Source organism: Pseudomonas sp. HMSC08G10, from assembly GCF_001808425.1.
Lineage (GTDB): Bacteria > Pseudomonadota > Gammaproteobacteria > Pseudomonadales > Pseudomonadaceae > Aquipseudomonas > Aquipseudomonas guariconensis.
On the sequence record NZ_KV793332.1, the window covers coordinates 89,436 to 109,007 of the forward strand.

Annotated in this window: 14 protein-coding genes; 1 reads left to right on the top strand and 13 read right to left on the bottom strand. The window is 57.2% G+C overall.

Going from position 1 to position 19,572, the window contains the following annotated elements:
- Position 1: 1 nt before the first annotated feature.
- The 10 genes from HMPREF3173_RS21515 to HMPREF3173_RS21550 all read right to left on the bottom strand — a co-directional run bounded on the left by HMPREF3173_RS21515 (position 2) and on the right by HMPREF3173_RS21550 (position 15,677).
- The gene (locus tag HMPREF3173_RS21515; protein WP_070576538.1) at positions 2-4,774 is read right to left on the bottom strand and encodes a DUF3320 domain-containing protein; all 4,773 of its coding nucleotides are present in this window, start codon (positions 4,772-4,774) and stop codon (positions 2-4) included.
- 41 nt (positions 4,775-4,815) lie between these two features.
- Positions 4,816-6,114: an McrC family protein gene (locus HMPREF3173_RS21520; RefSeq protein WP_070576540.1), complete on the bottom strand. Its 1,299-nt coding sequence runs from the start codon at positions 6,112-6,114 to the stop codon at positions 4,816-4,818.
- Between the two features lie 5 nt (positions 6,115-6,119).
- On the bottom strand, positions 6,120-9,311 hold the full coding sequence (locus HMPREF3173_RS25385) for an AAA family ATPase (RefSeq protein WP_371906708.1): 3,192 nt from the start codon (positions 9,309-9,311) through the stop codon (positions 6,120-6,122).
- Positions 9,308-9,436: a hypothetical protein gene (locus HMPREF3173_RS25165; RefSeq protein WP_256544541.1), complete on the bottom strand. Its 129-nt coding sequence runs from the start codon at positions 9,434-9,436 to the stop codon at positions 9,308-9,310. Before HMPREF3173_RS25165 ends, HMPREF3173_RS25385 begins: the two co-directional genes overlap by 4 nt.
- Positions 9,437-9,482: 46 nt before the next feature.
- Complete coding sequence (locus HMPREF3173_RS21530; protein WP_070576541.1) at positions 9,483-10,733, bottom strand: PDDEXK-like family protein; 1,251 nt, start codon at positions 10,731-10,733, stop codon at positions 9,483-9,485.
- Positions 10,730-12,076, bottom strand: a complete 1,347-nt coding sequence (locus HMPREF3173_RS21535; protein ID WP_070576542.1) for a restriction endonuclease subunit S — start codon at positions 12,074-12,076, stop codon at positions 10,730-10,732. The genes HMPREF3173_RS21530 and HMPREF3173_RS21535 overlap by 4 nt, the downstream gene beginning before the upstream one ends.
- A complete protein-coding gene (locus tag HMPREF3173_RS21540; RefSeq protein WP_070576543.1) occupies positions 12,066-13,976 on the bottom strand; it encodes a class I SAM-dependent DNA methyltransferase in 1,911 nt (636 codons plus the stop codon). The genes HMPREF3173_RS21535 and HMPREF3173_RS21540 overlap by 11 nt, the downstream gene beginning before the upstream one ends.
- A 231-nt stretch (positions 13,977-14,207) precedes the next feature.
- Entirely contained in the window at positions 14,208-14,384 is a 177-nt protein-coding gene (locus HMPREF3173_RS24655; protein ID WP_168166401.1) for a hypothetical protein, read from the bottom strand.
- A gap of 132 nt (positions 14,385-14,516) precedes the next feature.
- Positions 14,517-15,176 (bottom strand): inovirus Gp2 family protein, encoded by a 660-nt coding sequence (locus HMPREF3173_RS21545; protein WP_070576685.1) that lies wholly within the window; start codon positions 15,174-15,176, stop codon positions 14,517-14,519.
- Positions 15,177-15,476: 300 nt separating this feature from the next.
- Positions 15,477-15,677, bottom strand: a complete 201-nt coding sequence (locus HMPREF3173_RS21550; RefSeq protein WP_070576546.1) for a helix-turn-helix transcriptional regulator — start codon at positions 15,675-15,677, stop codon at positions 15,477-15,479.
- A 391-nt stretch (positions 15,678-16,068) separates the two neighbouring features.
- Here HMPREF3173_RS21550 and HMPREF3173_RS21555 point away from each other — a divergent pair, with 391 nt between their 5' ends.
- A complete protein-coding gene (locus tag HMPREF3173_RS21555) occupies positions 16,069-16,803 on the top strand; it encodes a hypothetical protein (protein ID WP_070576549.1) in 735 nt (244 codons plus the stop codon).
- A 376-nt stretch (positions 16,804-17,179) separates the two neighbouring features.
- Here HMPREF3173_RS21555 and HMPREF3173_RS21560 read toward each other — a convergent pair whose 3' ends face one another.
- The 3 genes from HMPREF3173_RS21560 to gabP form a co-directional block, all read right to left on the bottom strand.
- The gene (locus HMPREF3173_RS21560; RefSeq protein ID WP_256544542.1) at positions 17,180-17,632 is read right to left on the bottom strand and encodes a DUF2059 domain-containing protein; all 453 of its coding nucleotides are present in this window, start codon (positions 17,630-17,632) and stop codon (positions 17,180-17,182) included.
- Positions 17,633-17,689: 57 nt separating this feature from the next.
- Positions 17,690-17,908 carry a hypothetical protein gene (locus tag HMPREF3173_RS21565; RefSeq protein ID WP_070576555.1) on the bottom strand — a complete coding sequence of 73 codons (219 nt, stop codon included), beginning with the start codon at positions 17,906-17,908 and terminating at the stop codon, positions 17,690-17,692.
- Positions 17,909-18,050: 142 nt separating this feature from the next.
- A complete protein-coding gene (gabP, locus tag HMPREF3173_RS21570; RefSeq protein ID WP_070576557.1) occupies positions 18,051-19,445 on the bottom strand; it encodes a GABA permease in 1,395 nt (464 codons plus the stop codon).
- Positions 19,446-19,572: the final 127 nt, after the last annotated feature.

Sequence of the window (19,572 nt, forward strand, 5' to 3'; positions counted from 1 at the left end):
TTTACCCCAAATTAACGGCTGCCTTGACTACCCCATCAACCACTTGCAATCGCCCTTGAGCGGCAAGCGCGCCTATTCTCTCCTCAAGGATGCCCGCAATCTTCGATGTCGCTCGCCCGAAGCCCAGCAGCCCGAGTGCACCAGAAATTGCATCTTCGCGCCCCATAGAGAAACCAAGATTTACCGTTTCCAGTAATGCCTGATCCAACTCCTCCGGAGCAACCCACTCAATTTTTCGCTCCGCCGATTCCAAGTGAGCACGACTGCGAATCGGGACCGGCCGGCTATCCGCGCAATATACAAAGCTGCCCTGGCCACGGTACACGCCCTGCCGAACACCGAGGCGAATGGCTTCGTCCACAACGCTGGTAATCCTTGCACCTGCCCGGGCCACTCCGTAGGCCTCCATAATCCGCCGCGTCACCTCACTGGCATGCACTGGTGCTTCGACCTCTACCACAGTCCGGATCATCTGCATCAATCGTTCTGGCTTTTCCTGGTGCAACTCGGTTATCGATACCACCGGAGTCAGTCGAGCCTTCACGTATGGTTGGCTTGAACTCGGTACTGTCTCTTCTGCCGGTGCTCCTCGAACAATCTCATGCTTCGGTTCTGGCGCCACCTGAGGAAGCGCATGACGCCCCTCCGCTATCCTCGCGCGAGCCGCCTCAATGGCCGCTACGGCGCGAATGATTTCCTGTTGGGGATTGCGGAACCAATCCGTACTCCAGATCCGGTGGAAGTTCCAGCCCAACCCTTCCAACACGCCCTGCCGCAAACGATCTCGATCACGTGCAGACCGTGAGCTGTGATATGCAGCGCCATCACATTCGATAGCCAGAACATAGCGCCCCGGATAGTCAGGATCCTTGACTGCGATGTCGATAAAGTAGCCCGCGGTGCCTACCTGAGGCTCCACCTCGTAGTTTCTTTCCCGCAATGCCTCTATCACCTCCAGCTCAAACGGCGAATCTGCCGCCTTGCCTGTCTCTCGTGCGACTTCAAGCACACCCGTCTCGGCGTACTTGAGGAAGTTTTTCAACGCTCTCACTCCGAGACTGGCCCCCGCATCGAGCTCAAGCTCGTCAGCCCTGAAGTTGCAGAAAACACGCATCGCCAATTTGGCGCGCGTGATCAGAACATTGAGTCGACGGTGCCCGCCCTCGCGGTTCAACGGGCCGAACTCCCTGGCAATTCGGCCAGACTCGTTACGTCCATAGCCGATGCTGATGAAGATCTTGTCCCGCTCATCCCCCTGGATGTTCTCCAAGTTCTTGACGAAGAACGGCTCGCTCCCTTGCGAAGTGAAAAACGCCTCGGCCTCAGGCATCTGCCGGCGCAGCAACTCGATCTCAACCTGGATCAGGTCTCGCTGCGCCACACTAAATGCAGCAACCCCCAGCGATAGCTCTGGCGTTTGGATCGCGTGCTGCATAACGGCCTGCGCAACAGCCTTGGCCTCACCCTTGTTGGTGCGGGTTCGCCCCCGGTCATATAGCGCATCCGGCAGATAATCGAAGCTCACTCCACTGGCGTGCGGATGCTGGCCCGCAGAGGGGAACACCACCAGCTTGCTGTCGTAGAACTCGACGTTGGAAACCGCGATCAACGACTCATGCCGGCTTCTGTAGTGCCAGCGGAGATAGCGCTCCTGGCTACCTGCGGCCTTAAACATGCTCAAGATGCTTTCAATGTCGGCGGTCGCCGCATCCTCGTCATCCAACTCGACATCACGGCTGAAGAAATCGGTAGGGGGCATCTGCCGGGTATCCCCGACCACAACCACCTGCTTACCGCGCATGATGGCGCCGAATGCATCGACAGCCTTCACCTGGGAGGCTTCGTCGAAGACCACCACATCGAACTCCAGCTTTCCTGGAGGTAGAAAGTTCGCGATCGACATGGGGCTCATCATGAAAACAGGCTTGATCTGCTGAATCGCGCGCCCCGCCTTCTCAATCAGCTGCCTGATCGGGATATGCCGGCGCTTCTTGTTCAGTTCAGCGCGCAGTACAGCCATTTCCCCAGGCTGATTGATATTGGGCATCCCCTCCCAGACCTGTTTAGCCAAGTGCGTTTGCGCATGATTGAGCGAAGCCAGATCGAGGGATTTGAACCGCGCGATCTGGTGCTCGTGTTTAATGCGGTCGAACTGCTGCAACGCTGGTTTCTCGGCATAGACCCGCTGCACCAGCCCCGAATACCAGGATAAGTCCAAAATGGCAGTTAGCTGCCTGGGCTCATCACTGCTGATGGCAATTTCTAGCAACTCGTCGAGCTTAATGTCGCGTATCTGCTGCGCCAGGACATTGAACCGCGCCATCTGGTAAAGCGAGGTCAGTCCTCCCTGCCACTGTCGCAAACGCTCGCCGAGAGCCGCCAGACCCAGCTTTCTCACGTCAGCGTTGGCGTTTTCCGCCTGCATGCCGGTCACCTCAAGCGCACTGAGTAGCGCCTTGTCCAACCCGGCAACATGCTGTTCTATTGCGTTTACCGCATCCCCCAAGCCACTGGCATCGGCATGCCCGGCCAGAAAGGCGATGATGCCTTGGGGAATCTGTCCATTTCCCAGATCGTCATGCAGCTTGATTACCCAGGCGCTCAAACGCTCAAGTACTGCCCAATCCGTTTTCTGGCGCTGCCATTGGGCACCGAACAACGCGCTACCCAATGCCTCATGCTGGTCATACACCTTCTTGCACTGCTGATAAGTCAGTACCGAGTCCACCAGCTCCAGCATACCCGCATTGGTCTTGGGCAAGGCTTCCCGAACGAGCCCCTGCAGACGCGCCCGGGCAGCACGGAAGCGCCCCGAAAAGATTTTCCACCACTTGTTGCCGTACTCCTGAAGGCTCTGCCGGACATCCAGCAGATCCTGCTCCCAAGCAGCGTCGATCAACTGGCTGTCATGCCGAGTGCGGCACGCCGTCATACGCTCTCCTGCCTCCAGCAGTTCGCGAATGACATCACGTCTTGACTGCCACTCCCCCGTAGATAGCTGGACACCCTCCAGTCGCGGAGCCTCGGCAGCACGCCGTGCAGCCCGGCAAACCACATCCACATCAGACAGGGTGGCGGGCTGAGTCAGCATTAACCGTTCAGAAAGTGCGGCAGTAGCCGCCTGCAACGCGCTGAGATGGGAGCTCGCCAACTGCAGTGCATCATTTGCACTGCTCTGCTCGATAGGCGAGAAGAAGGTGCGCTGACTTCCCCAGAAGACGTTCCGGTCGGGGCGCCCCATTTCCTCAAGGTGAAGCACCAGCTCCTCAACCAACGCTCGCCGCTTTTGCTGCTCGGCAAAACCCCAGTCCGCCATAGGCGCAAAAGAAATGACCGGCAACCCTGCATGAACTCGTTTCAGTTTCAGGTAGCGGCCGAGTACGTCAACAAAGGGCAAACCGCTTGCTCCTGCGGAGGAGCTCACAGCCTCGCAATACTGGTTAAGAGCATCTTGTAGCTCTTTCAAGCTCGCAAGATCCTCCTCACCGACCTTGGTCAGTGGTCGCCCCTGATCCAGAGTACGCCCCAACTCCTTGAGCACAGATTGCTTGGTGGCCTTGTGGCTATGCAACTCAAGGACAGCATCGCCCAGATGACTCTCATCCAGACGACGCTTGACCACCTCGAGCGCGGCCATCTTCTCGGCAACGAACAGCACCGTTTTCTTCTGGCCGATCAGCTCCGCGATGATATTGGTGATCGTCTGCGACTTGCCTGTGCCGGGCGGCCCCTGGATTACCAGATTGGAACCCTCGCGCACCTCCAGAATCGCCTCGGTCTGGCTACTGTCGGCGTCCTTCACAAAACGCACATCGCCCGGCTTGATCACCGAGTCGATGTTTACATCTTCTGCATACGCTGCGGGCCTATCCCCGAAGCCTGAGCCCAGCAGACGCTTCATCACGCCATTGGCGTCCGGTTGTTTCTCTTCCGGCCAGCTCTTCGGGTCAAGATCCTTGAACATCAAAAACTTGCCGAAGGAAAAGAAACCCAGGGCGATCTCGTTACTGGCGACCTTCCAGCGTGACTGCTTGCTGATCACATCAGCCACTTCACCATAGAAGCGCTCAAGACTGCGCTCATCGGTGGCGAAGCTGTCCTCGTCAAACCCGCAGGCGGCCATATCCAGGCCGAAGTCAGTCTTCAGCTTGGCAACCAGAGAAAGGTTCGCCATCAGCTCGTCACCCGAATACTTCAGCTTGAAGGCATCTTTGGCGCCGCTGCGCTCAAGGCTGACCGGCAGCAGTATCAGAGGGGCCTTGCGCAGATTTTCCGAGCTATCCGCTTCGTACCAATGCAAAAAGCCCAGGGCCAGGAACAGCGTGTTCACCCCCTGCTCCTCGATAAAGCCTTTAGCCTCGGTGTGGATCTTCAACAGCTGCAGGAACAGACGCTCATCATCGATGGCCGTCTGCAAGCGGGTATCTAGATGGCGACGGGCCCTGCCTGATTCATCCTCATCGCCCTCGCCAGCGACGCTGGACCAGTCCAGGCTATCCAGTTCGTGCAGCAACTCTGCGTCACTGGCAGTGTCAGCCTCTGCCTCCTCCGGCTTTGTAGCCTTTGCCAGTTCAGCCAGTTTCTTGCGCGCCATCGGCGCAAAGGTCATGGCCTTTTCCTGGCGATAGAGAATGTTAAAAACCTCCTCGGACAGCTCATCGACCACCATCAAGGTCTTCGCTGTTTTGCGGAAGTTGAGCATGTTGTTGCGAAGCCCGATATCCAGCAGCTCTTTACGGCTGCTCTGTAGCTTCTGGCTGATCCCTGAGCTCATAGAAATCTCTTTAATCGCGTTTCGTGTATAGAAAGATGTGCCTAGCTGGCGCGAGCAAATGAGGCGAGGTTCAAAGGTAAAGTCGCTTTCTCCGCATCAACCAAGCAATCGGCATCCAGATCAAAAGGCAAAACCCACAACCGCATATCCTCGCCGAAATCAAACACCGGTAGCGCTGTCCGCAGACCCGACCAATACGGGTATATCAGCACCAGCTGGGGTACACCTTTATCTCGGTACTTATGACCGTAGGCAAAAAGCTGATAGAAATCGCTCTGACTCAAGTCGTAGTTCTTATCCGACTTATGGGTATCCACCCGCTTCCACTTGGTATCGAGAATCCAACGCTGCTCAGCCGTATCGATCAGCAGATCCGGCTTTAAGCAGAACATCCGCCCCTGGTCATGCTCACACAGGTAGGCACGACTGGCCTGGCTGGTTAAGCGTGCCGCAGGCGCCAACTGCTTACGCAGCCAGCCTTCCACGTAACACTCAAACAGCTTTTCCATCGGGAACAGCAGGCTCATGCCGCGCCACTCACCGCTCACCGCCATGGGCATCCGCTGATTGAGGATTAGTTCGCACCAGGGTTTCACAGCCTGGTAATGCGCCATCAGCCGGTCACGGCTCCATGCCCGAAAGTCCTGGTTCACCTGCCGGCTGGCCGGCACCTCCAGCAGCATCGTCCGCAGCTCATTGGCCAGACGCCAGTTGGCGGCGTCCTGCGTGCTTTTGGCCACCTGTTCCAGCGCCAGCTTAAGCAGTCGGTTTTCCGCACGGTCCGGCAGGAACACATCGTGGCGAATCTGGAAATGATGCTGGCGCCCAGGCGGCTGGCGCATCTGCGCCACCACATTGAGCTGACCACGCAGAAAGCGCTGTTCTTCCTCGATACGCTGGTAGTCGAAGCGCACACCGCGCTTGACCAACAAATCCAGCTCCGCCAGAAACTGCGCCATCACCCACTCGCTGAGCGGTGCCTTGAACAGCTCCAGGCTGGCCAGCGAGGCCTCGCGGGGCTTGAGTTGCAAAGAGTGCTGGATCAGCTTGCGCAGCAGTTGCCGCCCTTTCAGCACGCAGTCACCCTGCTCATGGTGCTTGGGCAGAATCTCCAGGCGGGTGCCGCAGGGTGTCTCCAGCACGCCGACATAGGAATCCCATTTTAGCGTCTGCCGCCCATCCACCTGCAGCAGCGTGGCGCCACCACGGCTAAAGCCGGCGCTGAGTTCGCACAGCCAGTCGAAGGCGCTCTGCGACACCTGCGCCAGATCGAGCGAAGGCTCCACCTCAGCGGTGGTCAGCCGGGCGTATTCGCGGATGGTTACCTGCTGGCTGGCCACGATACTCAGCCCAGAATGTTCTGATAGCTGGCCAGCGAAGCAAAAGCGGCATCGTTCAGTTCCCAGCGCTGGTCGCTGAGCTTCTCTGCCACCTGGCTGCCGAACAGCGCCGCCAGGCTCTGCTCACTCTGCGGGCGGCGAACAAAGGGCTTCGTGCCCTTGCTGGCCGCTTGCTGGTCGTTCAACACCCAGCTGATACGCTCCCAATCCTCGAAGAAGTACTCCTGCAACAGCGGCAGAATCTGATTGCGGAAGATCTGCTCCAGCCGGGCCAGGCTGGGGTCATTCTTCAACGGCATAAAGTAGGCATGCCCCAGGCAGTGATCCCGGTCCAGAAGCACCTCGATACGCTGGTTCATGACCCGTAGCAGCTGGCCAATGTTCAGCCCTGCCACCTCGACATCATCCAGCAGTTCGGGGCAAGGCGGCATCTCACGGAATACAAAGCGCCGGCGCAGGGCGATATCCAGGCCGGCCAGTGAGCGGTCAGCCGTGTTCATGGTGCCGATCAGGTACACATTCTTCGGCACGCTAAACGATTCTTTTGAATAGGGCAGCGTCACGCTCAGCGCCTCACCGCCCCCTTCGCGTTTGGACTCCTCGATCAGCGTGATCAGCTCGCCGAAGATGCGCGAAATATTGCCGCGGTTGATCTCGTCAATGATGAGCACCCGGACCTCGTTATCTGGCCCTGCGGAGACAGGTGCCTGACCGCCCTCCAGCAAATGCTCCACTAAGGCAGCCAGGATGCTGTTGTACCCATTGACTAAAAATGGCTCCAGCCCAGAGCCCGAAAGCTTCTCAACCGCTGTTTTATCGCGAATATCCTGTAGCGAGATCTTGTTCGAACGAACCCCCTCAAGCAGTTCATTCAGCAGGCTCATCGAGAAGGGCAGCAAATTGCCATTTGGCTTCTTCAGCTCCAACAGATCAGCCGTTGCCCGCACCACCTGGTAATCACGACCAAATACTTGGCCCGGGAAGAATGCCCCCTTTGGCGGAGCCGCCCCAAGCAACGCCTTTAGCTTTTCGTCATCCAGCGTCGGGCTCCGCAGCTCATACAGCGTCATCTGACTGAACTGCCCATTAAGCAACTCGGTGTGCGGCAGCGAGGGCTGATACTGGCGCAGCCATTTCACCGGGCGCATCTGGGAATAGTCAGCAGCAAAGTCCGGATGTGGCTTGAACTGATAATCGCCGGTCACCTCACCGATGGCGCGCAACTTGAAATTGCCATCGGAGACCACGATCAAATCGCCCACCTTCATCCGCGAGACGAAGGTCGTGACGCTGGTGATGCCGTAGTCCGTAGCCAGGTTCTCCGGCGTAATGCCTGCTTGCGCAAAACGCTCCTGTACCTGCTGGCGAGAGTTGCAACCGGAGAAGTCGATCGCCCCACCGTAGCCCAGCAGCACATAGCCACCTTCCAGGCACTCCTGATAGATGCTGGCGTCCTCACCCAGGGTGTTGCCCAACGACATTTTCCAGATGCGTCGTTGACCGATTTCCGTGGGCGCCTCGGCGCGCTGTGTCACCTTGGCCGCCGCCGCTTCACACAGCGACTTGAACACGCCATCCACCACTTCGTAGCGCAGTTGCCCGCCACTTTCATCAGTGGTCGCCCGCAGACCCTCGACGAAATCTTCATAGCTGAAGCTCTGATGGAAGGTAACGAAGCGAATACGCTCCTGAGCAACCAAGGCGTCAAAGCGCTGTTTAAGCGCCACGCGACTCTCTCGATGTACGTGCAGATAGTCAGGATCGAGCACCTCAAGCGCTGCCTCGACGGTCGCGTAGGTTTTGCCAGTGCCCGGTGGGCCGAAGAGGATCTGATTAAGCGGCACATCGCGCACGGGCATCTCCTTTCTCACATCTTTTACTTGGGGCACGGCGGTCGCATCCTGCTGCCCAGCACGCCTGAAACTCAGCTGGTAATCGAACTCGGCGAGCTTGCTCAGTACCGCTTGATCCCCGGCCTGCAGACCATTGGCAGCGAACAGGCTGTTGAAGCGTGCCTGGATACGCTTGTGCTGCTTCAACACCTGAGTCTGCTCAGTGCGGCCGTCAGGCAAGCGCAGGGTAAACAGGCGCGAAGCCGGCTGATCGCTTTCACCCAGGCACGCCTCAGGGAACAAACGCTGCAGCTTCGGCACACTCAGGTAACCATTGCGAATAGCCCCATCCGTCAGGGTGATTACCAACCGATCAGCCATGTTGTCGTAGTCATCCGGCCAGTAAGCCGCCCTTGCGGGCTTGGGCCATTGCGCGCTGTGGCGGGCTACCGACTCGATCAGCGAATCGACCAGCGCCTCCTCCAGCACGTGCCACTGCTCTCCGCCTTCGCCCGGCACACAAACGCGCGTCAGCTCGGCGCCAACATCCACGCGCAAGCCCAAAGCCACCTGCCAAACACGAAAGTCCTCAGTGCGCCCGGCATGAATCGCCCCAGCTTCGGTAATCCACCAGTCCAAACCCTGCTCATGCAGAGCAAGCGCCAGATCACAAAACGCCAGCGTCGCATTGGCGGTCTGTAAGCGTGCCGCCAGGTCCGCCGCCCCAGCAAAGTGCTCCAGCACCGCCACCCGCTGCTGATGCTGAAGTGCCACTTGCCCACGCTCATACACCGCATCGGCATAGGCCAGCAGCGGCTTGTTACCGCGTTCAGCCAGCAACACCCGATACAGCTCGGCGTGCGTGGTCGGCACCGGCCCTGTCAGCGCCGCCGCCAGGTATTTGCGCAGGTAAATCGGCAGCACCGTCGGCTGCTGGCGGTTCTGGTAAAGAAAGGCAATTTTCCACTTCAGAATCGGCCACAGGTCGATGGCTTCGATAGCCTGCAAGCGCCCCTCGCGTGCGGCCTGGGCGGTTGCAACAATCAAATCGCGAACCCGGGCAAAGGCTACTTCTTCGCTCTGCCCGTAACGGCTATACCAGGCATAGCGCCCATTGGCCGTTACGCCGTTCTGCCCGCTCGGGTCTTTTCCCGTATTGGCGCGCGAGTAGATGCCGAACTTGAGAGACGATCCACCCCAAATAGAGCCAAGAGACTCAAGATGCTTCTCTAACCACCGACAGAATGAATCATCAGCCCCAACCTGGTTGTAGTCTTCAAGAGTTAAGGTCGTTAATTGATCAAGTGGCCAACGCCGTATAAATTTATCCCAGAGAGCCTCGCGCTCCTCAATGGGCTCATTCATCCCTTCGCCCTCAACAACTCACCAAACTCCGCCACCTGAATCTCCGATGCTCCATGCAGCATATCCTGCGCCAGCGCCCGGCGTTTTTCCAGCAGCTGATCCAGCGTGGCTTCGAAGGTCTGCATGCTGTGATCCTTTAACCTTTTATAAATATGACTAATTACACAACTTTTAACGCTCGGGATGCAGACACATCGCGTCATGCACTTCGGCCAGCGCGTGCTGAGTTTTAAGCGCGAGCTGAACGATGCGCGACACCAAACCTTGCTCGCTGTCATCCTGTATTCGCACCCAAGGCTCGGCCGAGGTTGCCCAGTCGCGCTCGCTTTCATGCAATACGCTGTCGCGATTACCAGTGCCAGGGTACCAGGGCCACCAAGGCAAACTGCGGTAACCAGGGCCAAAGGCAACCTCCATCGCCTGAGCGATTGTCTCGGCGTCAATTTCGTTGACGTGGATCGTCTCATCGTTGCGACAAATGCCCCACTCCAGCGAATTTAACCGGACATCACCGAACTCAAAGCACAGCTGCAATTGATGCGCCGGGTGTAGCTTTACCCCAAACCCTGCGTACTTTTGCCCTCTCATCAAAAGCTGCTCTTTCCATACAAGCTCCAAGCCATGGGCTTCGAGTGCTTGCGCCAAGGCCCGGTGAAACTCAGTCAGTAACTGACTTTTCACCTGATCGATGGACAGCGCTACTTTTAACGCCGCCTCCAGGTGCTCCGGCTTTTGCAGGATCACCGCCTTGATTTGCTCAGCCTCGCTCACATCAATCTCTCCATTAATCTGCTGGCGCACATAAGCGCTAAGGGCTTCCACAAACAGCCGCACTTTCGGGGCGCGGGTGTGGCAGGCGCTGTCATCCAGCCATTCGGCAATCTGTAAAAAATCCAGGCGCAAGAAGTTGCCGGTTTGCTCCAGTGCTTCACGCTGTGCCAGGTTCAAGCTGGCTTCGGAAGGTTCCCAGTTGCAGGCATACACCAGCAGCCACTGCCCGCCTCGGGCCGACAGCTGTAGAAAGCGTGCGTAATCTTCCAGCTGCTTGTCCTGATCGGCGGCCCACGGCTTGTTTTCGATGCCGATCACGCCACCGCGAAACTCAAGGTAGATGTCGAGGAAACGGCCGCTGTGGGTGCGTTGTTCCAGCTCAACGCGCAGCAGATCCTGCGGCTGAAAACCAGGTTGCCCCAGTCGCTGCAGCAGGCCGCGCAAAAACAGTTCACCCTGGCCGTGCACGCCTTGGGTATCCAGCAACAAACCGAGGTAGCGCGACAACGCCACCTCGTTATTGCGCAGGTGATCCACCAGGTTAAAGTCCGGGGCCAGCTCTGCGGCGTAGCGCTGTTTGGCTTCGGCCAGGGAGGCTGCACGAATACGCACGGCATCGAGCAGATCGATAATAGTGGCCGGGGTGCTCATGCCAGCGCCTCCTCAACGGCTTGTTCTGCCTCGGGCAGGCGCAGCTGGCCGGAGATCAGGCGTGGTAAGAGGGTGTCGCGGAGCTGGGTGAGGGTTTGGGCTTGCTGCTCATTTTTCTTCAAAATCGCAAACACGGTGCTGATTTGATCCTGAAATGCTGCAGCTACCTGCTTACCGGGAACCAGTATCGGTATTTCACGCACTGTTTTTGAGTTCACAGCATCAGCAATTGAGGAAGTACTGCTCAACCTTGAAAAGTCAAACTGACTCAAATGTAAATAGATGTACTCCGCTGAAAGTGGCGAGTCTGCATCAAGACGAAAATGTGCAATCGCCTCATTGGTAGTCATTTCACCGTCCGTGATTGCGACACGGCCAATGGTCATCTTGAAGCTCATGAGCACTGTGTTGTCGGGTATACGACGAACATTGAATTTCTCTACTGCTTCAGGCGTCAGGTACTCACTGGTCTGGCGTGCGTACACACCTGAAGCTCCCATGTCCCGAATCGACACCCAGCGCACATCACGCAAGTCTTCACTGAACCATTGCGATTCTTTGCGAGGAGGTGTCTTTCCTATGCCGACGGTTGAAACATCAGCCATCGTGACGGCAGCCCACCCCCTCGGCACCAACCCCAGTTCAGACTCTTCGAAGCTATCGGGGAACAGGGCGGCGGTGGTGGCGTCCATGGCTTGGGGTTCGAGCCCTTCGGCCTTGGCGCGCACGGGGTCGAAATCGACGAACCAGGATTTGAACAGCGCCTGGGCGATGGCTTCCAGCGTGGCGTTGGTTTCGCGTAGCAGGGTTATGCGGTCGTCGAGTGCGCGGAGGATCGAACAGATTTTGCGTTGATCCTCCAAAGGAGGAAGGGGCATCTCAACGCGATTCATGTCGCGAATTGGAAGCTGAGGTTGGGCGCTGCCAGAGGTCAGGAAAGCAACTTGATCGTTAAAGTTCTTAGATCGCAAAAACAAGTACAGATAATAAGGATCAATCCTAGCCTGATCAGGCCGAAAAATTACCATCCCAGAGTTAATGCGGATGTGCGAAAACGGCACCTCATCCGAAAAATAAGCAACGTTTCCAACCGTTCCACGCGTTGTAAGTACAAGGTCGTGTCGAACAAGTTTTCCCTTACGGAGGAGCGAATCCTTTTCCTCAGTTATGAAAGCACAATCGGAAAACACGAATCCGCCGAGGGTCACGTTCCCTGCGTTCAGGAACAAACAGTGCCCAGCCGAGGTGAACTCATGTTGCTTCGGATAGTTTGCTCCCCGATCCCCATCGATTACCGTAAACGGAGCTTCAGCAAACGTTGTTGTCTGCCACTCAGAACTCATACCCCAACCCTCCCAGCTTCTGCCGGATCAACTGATCGAGTTCCGCGCCCTTCTGCATCTGCTTACCAAGCTGCTGGGTCAGCCGTTGCATCTTCTCGGCAAAGGCTTCGTCGTCATCCTCTACCTCTTCGGCACCGACATAGCGGCCCGGCGTCAGCACATGGCCGTGCTCGGCGATTTCGCTGATTTTGACGCTGCGGCAGAAGCCGGCGATGTCCTGGTACTCGGCAATCTCGCCACCTACATCCAGTGGCTCGCCTCGCCAGTTAGCGACGGTTTGCGCGATACGTTCGATATCAGCGTCAGTCAGCTCGATTTGCACGCGGCTGACGCTGGTGCCGAGTTTGCGCGCGTCAATAAACAGCACTTCGCCGGGGCGGGCGGTTTTCTGTTTGGTGAGGAACCACAGGCAGGCGGGAATCTGGGTGTTGAAGAACAACTGGCCGGGCAGCGCGACCATCACTTCCACCACGTCGGCCTCGACCATGGCTTTACGAATCTCGCCTTCGCTGTTCTGGCTGGAGCTCATGGAGCCGTTGGCCAGCACGATGCCGGCGCGGCCGTTGGGTTTGAGGTGGTAAAGCATGTGTTGCAGCCAGGCGTAGTTGGCGTTGCCTTGCGGTGGGGTGCCATAGACCCAGCGCGGGTCGCCTTCCAGGCTGCCGTGCCACCAGTCGCTGATATTGAACGGCGGGTTGGCCAGTACAAAGTCAGCACGCAGGTCTGAGTGCTGGTTGCGGATAAAGGTATCCGCCGGCTCCTTGCCCAGGTTGAAGTCGATGCCGCGAATGGCCAGGTTCATCGCCGCCAGGCGCCAGGTGGTGGGGTTGGATTCCTGGCCGTAGATGGACACGTCGCCCAGTTTGCCGCCGTGGGCTTCGATGAATTTCTCTGACTGCACGAACATGCCGCCACTGCCACAGCAGGGGTCATAGACCTTGCCGTGGTGCGGGTTGAGCACCGCCACCAGGGTTTTCACGATGCTGGCCGGGGTATAGAACTGCCCGCCCTTCTTGCCTTCGGCGCTGGCAAACTGGCCGAGGAAGTATTCGTAGACCTGGCCAAGCAGGTCGCGGGCCTTACTGGTGTCATCGCCAAAGCCGATGGTGGAGATAAGGTCCACCAGTTCGCCGAGCTTGCCATCCGGCAATTGGGCGCGGGCGTAGCGCTTGTCGAGGATGTTCTTCAAACGTGGGTTTTCTGCCTCGATGGCGGCCAAGGCATCGTCGATGCGCTTGCCGATATCCACCTGTTTGGCGGCGGCACGAATCGACTCCCAGCGCGCCACTTCCGGCACCCAGAACACGTTGACCTCGCGGTAGTAGTCCCGGTCTTCCAGCTCGGCATTGAGCGCTTCCGGGTCATCGTCGCCAAGGTAGTAGTCGTCGTTTTCATCCAGCAGCTTGTGCGTAAGCTCTTCGCGGCGGCCGGCAAAGCTGTCGGAGATGTACTTGAGGAAGATCAGCCCGAGCACGATGTGCTTGTACTCGGCGGCGTCCATATTGGCGCGCAACTTGTCGGCAGTGGCCCAGAGGGTTCTCTTCATGTCCTCGATGCCGGTGGCGGGCTGCACCTTGGCCACCTTGGCCTTGCTGGCTGCCGCCTCGACGACATAGCTAGCAGATACTTCGGCCACCGCCGGTTCGAAACGCTCGCGCGCCTTGCTCAGCGCCTGAGCCGCCAGGCTGGCACCTGCGGCCTGGGCGCGCAGCACGGAGCCACCACGCCCGCGCCCTTTGACCAATACGCCCTCACCGATCAGCGCGTCGCGCGATTCCCAGAACTGCTCTTCACTCAAGCCGGTGAACTGGCTCTTGAGCCGCTCATAAAGGGCCTGATTGCCGATGCTGCTGCCGTCTTCCGGTACTGCCGCCAGCAACGCCTGTGCCAAATCACTCATGCAAAACACTCCCCATGCCGCCCACCATCAGATGGGCCGGCCAATACTCAAAACTGGTGGCAAACGAACGAGAGGGGGAAACCGGACGGAGGCTCTGAGGCAGGCGCTTGGAGCGCCAGCGCCTTTGGGGGCCATCCCTGGAATACCACGACCTGCCATTCTGCGAAGTTCGTCACCTTATCCACTGGTAGGGCACGGGTAAAGCCGCACCCTGTGCATTTATCGCCACAGTCAGTTCGACGGTACGCACTCGTCCGACATGGGGGTTTTCGCCACATCACCACGCCCACGACAAGTCATGGTGATGCGCATTCCGGACTGCAGACCGGCAGCATAATTGGCATGTGCCTTATCCAGTTCAAACTGCGGCTGCATAAACTGGTTCGCCGAGATGAAGGCCATGAGCATTCCCAGCTCCTTCCGACGAAGTAATCAGGGATCTCTTCGCGTGGTTTGCCGCCAAGAGTAAGGCCCACCATCGACTACAGCCGAGTGCCCCACTATCGGGGCACTCGGCTGCGATCTGACTTCATTTTTCTTTTAGATACGACTGCATCCAAACCCATGATGACCATGGCCATAGACCTTCGTTGCCGCTTTGCAGAGATAGCTTGCCCTGTGAAACAGCTCCACTTGCCCCATAGGCTCATCACGACGGATGCGGTACGTTGCGTTATCGGGTACTTCGACCAAGCCTCGCACAGCGGTAACCGGTAGCCCCAGCGCGCTGGCCCATGCCCCCTCAAGCCGATGAAACATGTTTTGACTCTCGGATTCCAGCTTGCCAAGCGTGTAGAACGCATCCTGATTCAGCAGGATGAGCAGGTGGTAGTGGTGTACTTGGCTTCCCTGCCCCTGCTCCCTGGCCCATACGTAGCGAACCTCACTGGTATGAGCACGCTTGTTCTCCTGAGCGGCCATACGGCGATTGTGTGCAACCTTGGCTTTAAACGATTCGATGAAACTGCCAATCATGGCATTCGCGTAAGCCTGATCACCTAGCTGCACGTGTGCAGGAAAGCGTAGATCGCACCGAAATGCGAATACGCGTGGGTACTGACCAAGAGCACGCTCCATAGTCAATTTAAGCTTTGCCAGATTTTCGTATATGAATGGGCCTTTATCGACCATAACCGGAAGACCTTCGAAGGTCTCATCGTAGTGAAGGCTCAGATTTGTGTTGGATGGATGGCGCTGCATGGCTATTACTCTCACATTGCTCTTCATATCAACAACATGCCGAGTAATTTCTTACTTTCCCCTTAATCTAACTCCTGCCCGGACCATTGGGGTTGTTGCCCCATGGCCAGCCTACGATACTTGTAACTGCTAATAGCAAAGCCTCCCTTCACATGAGTAGGTAATAGTTCCCTAAAACATATTACCCACACAGACAGACTATTGACGCCCTCAACCAAAGACACGCACAGCCTGCAGCTCGGTTTGATGTTAAAAATCACTCGGAGAAAAAACGATCGCAGGGCAGCGCCCATAGCTACCTCAGCTTTTAATTTCCAACTGCTGATCGCGTTCTTCCACTTTACTCACGATCCAACCAATAACCTCGCTTTCCAACCAGCCAACACACCTGTCGCCCAGCGATACAGGTTTCGGGAAAGTATTCTCGGCGATGTACTTGTACACGGTTGACCGACCCAGGCCGGTCATCTTCATGACCTCTTTCAGGCGAATTATCCTCATGAACTGGCTCCTCGCATTCGTTCAGAGGATCAGCGAGCTGAGTATTTTTTCACCCGGACTCCGACAAGGAGCAGTCATCGCAGCCCTGTCACAGGGGATCAGCATGCAGCCAGGACTTTTGCGGCCAGGATACCCCCGGCCGCTTCGTTTGGATTGCCGATAAATTAGGCCCATGCCTGACCAAATCCATGACGAACACCTGCGAGAAATGCCGCACCATCGCACGCAGAAAGAGCCACCTAGAAGCAAGAAAGCCCTTACCGCGTTACACTGTAACGCTACAAGTCACGCAACGCAGTAACGACACAAGTAATGCCTTTATGTCACGCTAAAAGCAACTAGAAAAGCGATGATATACTGTATCTTCAACCCATCAGTCCGGAGGGGTAAAATGTATAACTACCGACAGCAAGGTACGCTGTTCTCTTGGATCAGGAAAAGCTCGCCAGAGGATAGGCACTGGGCGCGGGCCTACTTGCTGCGAAAAGGCCTCCCTATTCAAGCCGATGCATTCGAGCCATCCAGCCTCGATCCCTTCTTCCCCGATGATGCGCTTCATAGAGAAATCGACTCACAACTGAGAAACGCTTGGCGCCAAAGAAAGGCCCGACGCAAGCTTTCAGGGCGAAAGGCATATAACTTCGTCTTATCTCATTCAGCCAAACGAAAGCTGGATCAGATAGCTGAGGCAATGTTCAGTTCAATTACTGACGCTTTGAATAACGTTATTGATCACGAACACCGAAGAATTGAAGAGCACGCCCAAAAACTAAAAGAGCTCAAGAAGGAGGAGATTCGACTTAAAAAGCTCAGCAAATCTTTACAGACTATCACTCACGTTACGCAAACGCTGAACGCGACTGAGCGCGCGCTCCAACTCCAAACCATGAAGCTAGTATTAGCCCAGCTGCGACTTGATAACCCGTATGCACAACACGCCCCTTCAGATGCGCTCAAGGAGGAAGCATTGGAGAAATTCCGTAGCGCTTGGCAAGAAATAACAACAAGCATGGGCTTATTGGCCCTAGGACTACCCACCAGGATTCCTGACCTCGAAACTGTCTGGCAAAAGGTGATGAGCGAGAGCCCGGATAACTCCGAAGAAACCTCACGTGCTTTGCTGTAAAGCACCGTCAGAGCTCAGCCCTCCCGCGGAATCCAATTGTACCTTCCGATGCTGAGCACGCTGGCCCACAATGAGTGCTTGTTGGCTGAAATCGAGCAAATGGCACCATGGCTGAGCTGCGGAGCCGTACTACTGACAGGCAATAGCCACCCACCATATCAGCTGGAAGCGACGATGCGCATCCATCTACTACAAAACTGGTACAGAGGCTCTGCAGAGGTATTCCAAATGGTATTCCACAGCATTTTTTAACCGTACTTTATCCTTATAATTCATGACGATACGAAATCAATTCAGATTACCCCGGCCCACCAGACACGTAAAAGGCACCTGATCATCCAGGTGCCTTTTTTTATGCCTGCACGACAGCTACCGGTCAGCCTTCGGCCTGATCCTTCAGATCATCCAGCGCATCCACGATCGCTTCGTCGTTGTCGGACATCGCATCCTGCATGTCTTGCATCATGGCCTTCTGCACCTCGACCACTTTCAGCGCCAGCTCACGACCATCCTTGGAACCCAGGATAATCGCCATCGCTTGCTCCGGGTGCTGGTTGGCGCGGATCATCAGGTCCAGCTCATCGTCATCGAAATGATCGGCATAGACCTCGACCATCGCCTCTTTCAATGCGTCCTGCGGCAGATTCTGGCGTACCACATTGCGAATCTGATCACGCCCAAGCATCGGGTACTGGGTAGCGTAGCCGGACGATGCAATGTCCACGATCACGCCATATTGCTCAGTCAGCCCGGTGGTCTTGATGAGCTCCTCAGCCTTGTCCTTGCTCGAGCCGCAGCCCGTCAGCATGGCCGCACAGGCGGCAGCCATGACCAGTGTCCTTAAATCCATGAGTCCGATGCCCTTGTCTGGGTGAGAAAACAGCGCCTAGCGGCGGTTGAGGTGAAGGCCGACGATAACCACGAGCAGGACGATGACGCCCAGCACCGCGCCAACAGCCGGGAACAGCGCCGCAGGCCAGATCACCCCGCGGCCGAGGTTGTAGGCGAAACTGAAGTGGGAGTATTGGCCGAACAGCCAGGAGTAGAGGGTGTAGATCAAACCGATGGCGAAATAGCCGGCGATGAGTTTTCCCTTGAGCGACATGAAGCTTCCTTATAGATGAGGGCGCCATTGAACTGTTTCAAAAATTATCACCACAGTGATAGCAATTCAATGTCATCCATAAGGCTACCGAGTCGGGAGCAGCGGCGGCGATGCCATCGAAGCTCCCGCTCGGGCTCTTGGATCAACCCATCGAGCGCACGCCCATTTCCCTGCGCGCCTGCCCACGGGTCGTGACGATCCCCAGGAAGGAAATCACCAATGCCAGGCTCAAGGTTGCCGTCACCTCCGCACGGTGCTCCTCGGTGAACATCATCACGCCCAGCGCACAGGCGATGAAGATGATCACTGCCCAGGTCAGGTAGGGGAACAGCCACATGCGGAACTTGAGCTCGGTGCTCTCGCGTTCCAGACGGCGGCGCATGCGCAGCTGGGAAATGGCGATGACCATGTACACCAGCAATGCGATGGCACCGGAGCTGGCGAGCAGGAACTCGAACACGCCCTTGGGCGCGAAATAGTTGAGGATGGCAATGGCCGCGCCGATCAAGGTACTGCCGAACACTGCGGCACGAGGTACGCCGACGCTGTTGGTCTTGTTCAGGATCGCCGGGGCGTCACCGCGCTTGGCCAGGGAGTACATCATCCGCGAGGCGATGTAGATCGAGGAGTTCATGCAGCTGGTCACAGCCACCAACACCACCAGGTCGACCATGAAGGCTGCATTGGGGATGTTCATGATTTCCAGGGCACGCTGATAGGAGCCCACCACGGCCAGTTGCGGATCGTTCCACGGCACGACGGAGATGATCACGAAGATCGACAGGATGTAGAAGGTACTGATCCGCCAGATCACCGAGCGGGTGGCCTTGGCGATGTTGCGCGACGGGTCGCTGGATTCGGCAGCGGCAATCGTCACCGCCTCGGTGCCGATGAAGCTGAACATCACGGTGATGAAGGCGCCAACCACGGCGGACCAGCCCTTGGGCGTGAAGCCACCGTGCTCGGCCATCAGCGTGCTCAAGCCGCTGACTTCGCGATTGGGCAACCAGCCCAGTAGAGCGGCGAATCCAAGACCGATGAAACCGAGAATGGCCGTGACTTTGAGAATCGCGAACCAGAACTCGAACTCACCGTACTTGGCCACGCTGAACAGGTTGGTGCCGGCCAACAGCACGACCGAAAGCAAGGCGAAGATCCAGCTGTCCACCTGGGGGAACCAGGCATTGAGCACGTGCCCGGCGGCCAGGGCCTCGATCGGGATCACCAAGACCCAGAACCACCAGTACAGCCAACCGATGGTGTAGCCGGCCCAGCGGCCGATGGCCTGTTCGGCGTAAGTGGAAAAGGAACCGGTGTCAGGATGGGCGACCGCCATTTCACCGAGCATGCGCATGACCAGAACCACCAAGGTCCCGGCCACGAAATAAGAAAGAATGGTTGCCGGCCCGGCTGCCGCGATGGCATGCCCTGAGCCTACGAAAAGTCCGGCACCGATGATGCCTGCGATGGACAGCATCGTTACATGACGTGGCTTGAAACCTTGTGCAAGGTTGCCATCAGATCCCACGGTGTTCATTGATCTTGTTCTCTTTTTGCTGACACAAGGAAAGGACGGGCAGAGGTAGGCGAACAACTTCTCCTTTGAAAGAACAGTGACACGGCGCATCGCTTACGTGTGTTGTTGAGGTTTTCACGTATCCAGG

What these genes read in the sequence shown, in the direction of transcription:
- HMPREF3173_RS21515 (WP_070576538.1), bottom strand. Translation starts at nt 4,774, where the DNA reads ATGAGCTCAGGGATCAGCCAGAAGCTACAGAGCAGCCGTAAAGAGCTG.
- HMPREF3173_RS25385 (WP_371906708.1), bottom strand. Translation starts at nt 9,311, where the DNA reads ATGAATGAGCCCATTGAGGAGCGCGAGGCTCTCTGGGATAAATTTATA.
- HMPREF3173_RS25165 (WP_256544541.1), bottom strand. Translation starts at nt 9,436, where the DNA reads ATGCAGACCTTCGAAGCCACGCTGGATCAGCTGCTGGAAAAACGCCGG.
- HMPREF3173_RS21530 (WP_070576541.1), bottom strand. Translation starts at nt 10,733, where the DNA reads ATGAGCACCCCGGCCACTATTATCGATCTGCTCGATGCCGTGCGTATT.
- HMPREF3173_RS21535 (WP_070576542.1), bottom strand. Translation starts at nt 12,076, where the DNA reads ATGAGTTCTGAGTGGCAGACAACAACGTTTGCTGAAGCTCCGTTTACG.
- HMPREF3173_RS21540 (WP_070576543.1), bottom strand. Translation starts at nt 13,976, where the DNA reads ATGAGTGATTTGGCACAGGCGTTGCTGGCGGCAGTACCGGAAGACGGC.
- HMPREF3173_RS24655 (WP_168166401.1), bottom strand. Translation starts at nt 14,384, where the DNA reads ATGCTCATGGCCTTCATCTCGGCGAACCAGTTTATGCAGCCGCAGTTT.
- HMPREF3173_RS21545 (WP_070576685.1), bottom strand. Translation starts at nt 15,176, where the DNA reads ATGCAGCGCCATCCATCCAACACAAATCTGAGCCTTCACTACGATGAG.
- HMPREF3173_RS21550 (WP_070576546.1), bottom strand. Translation starts at nt 15,677, where the DNA reads ATGAGGATAATTCGCCTGAAAGAGGTCATGAAGATGACCGGCCTGGGT.
- HMPREF3173_RS21555 (WP_070576549.1), top strand. Translation starts at nt 16,069, where the DNA reads ATGTATAACTACCGACAGCAAGGTACGCTGTTCTCTTGGATCAGGAAA.
- HMPREF3173_RS21560 (WP_256544542.1), bottom strand. Translation starts at nt 17,632, where the DNA reads ATGGCTGCCGCCTGTGCGGCCATGCTGACGGGCTGCGGCTCGAGCAAG.
- HMPREF3173_RS21565 (WP_070576555.1), bottom strand. Translation starts at nt 17,908, where the DNA reads ATGTCGCTCAAGGGAAAACTCATCGCCGGCTATTTCGCCATCGGTTTG.
- gabP (WP_070576557.1), bottom strand. Translation starts at nt 19,445, where the DNA reads ATGAACACCGTGGGATCTGATGGCAACCTTGCACAAGGTTTCAAGCCA.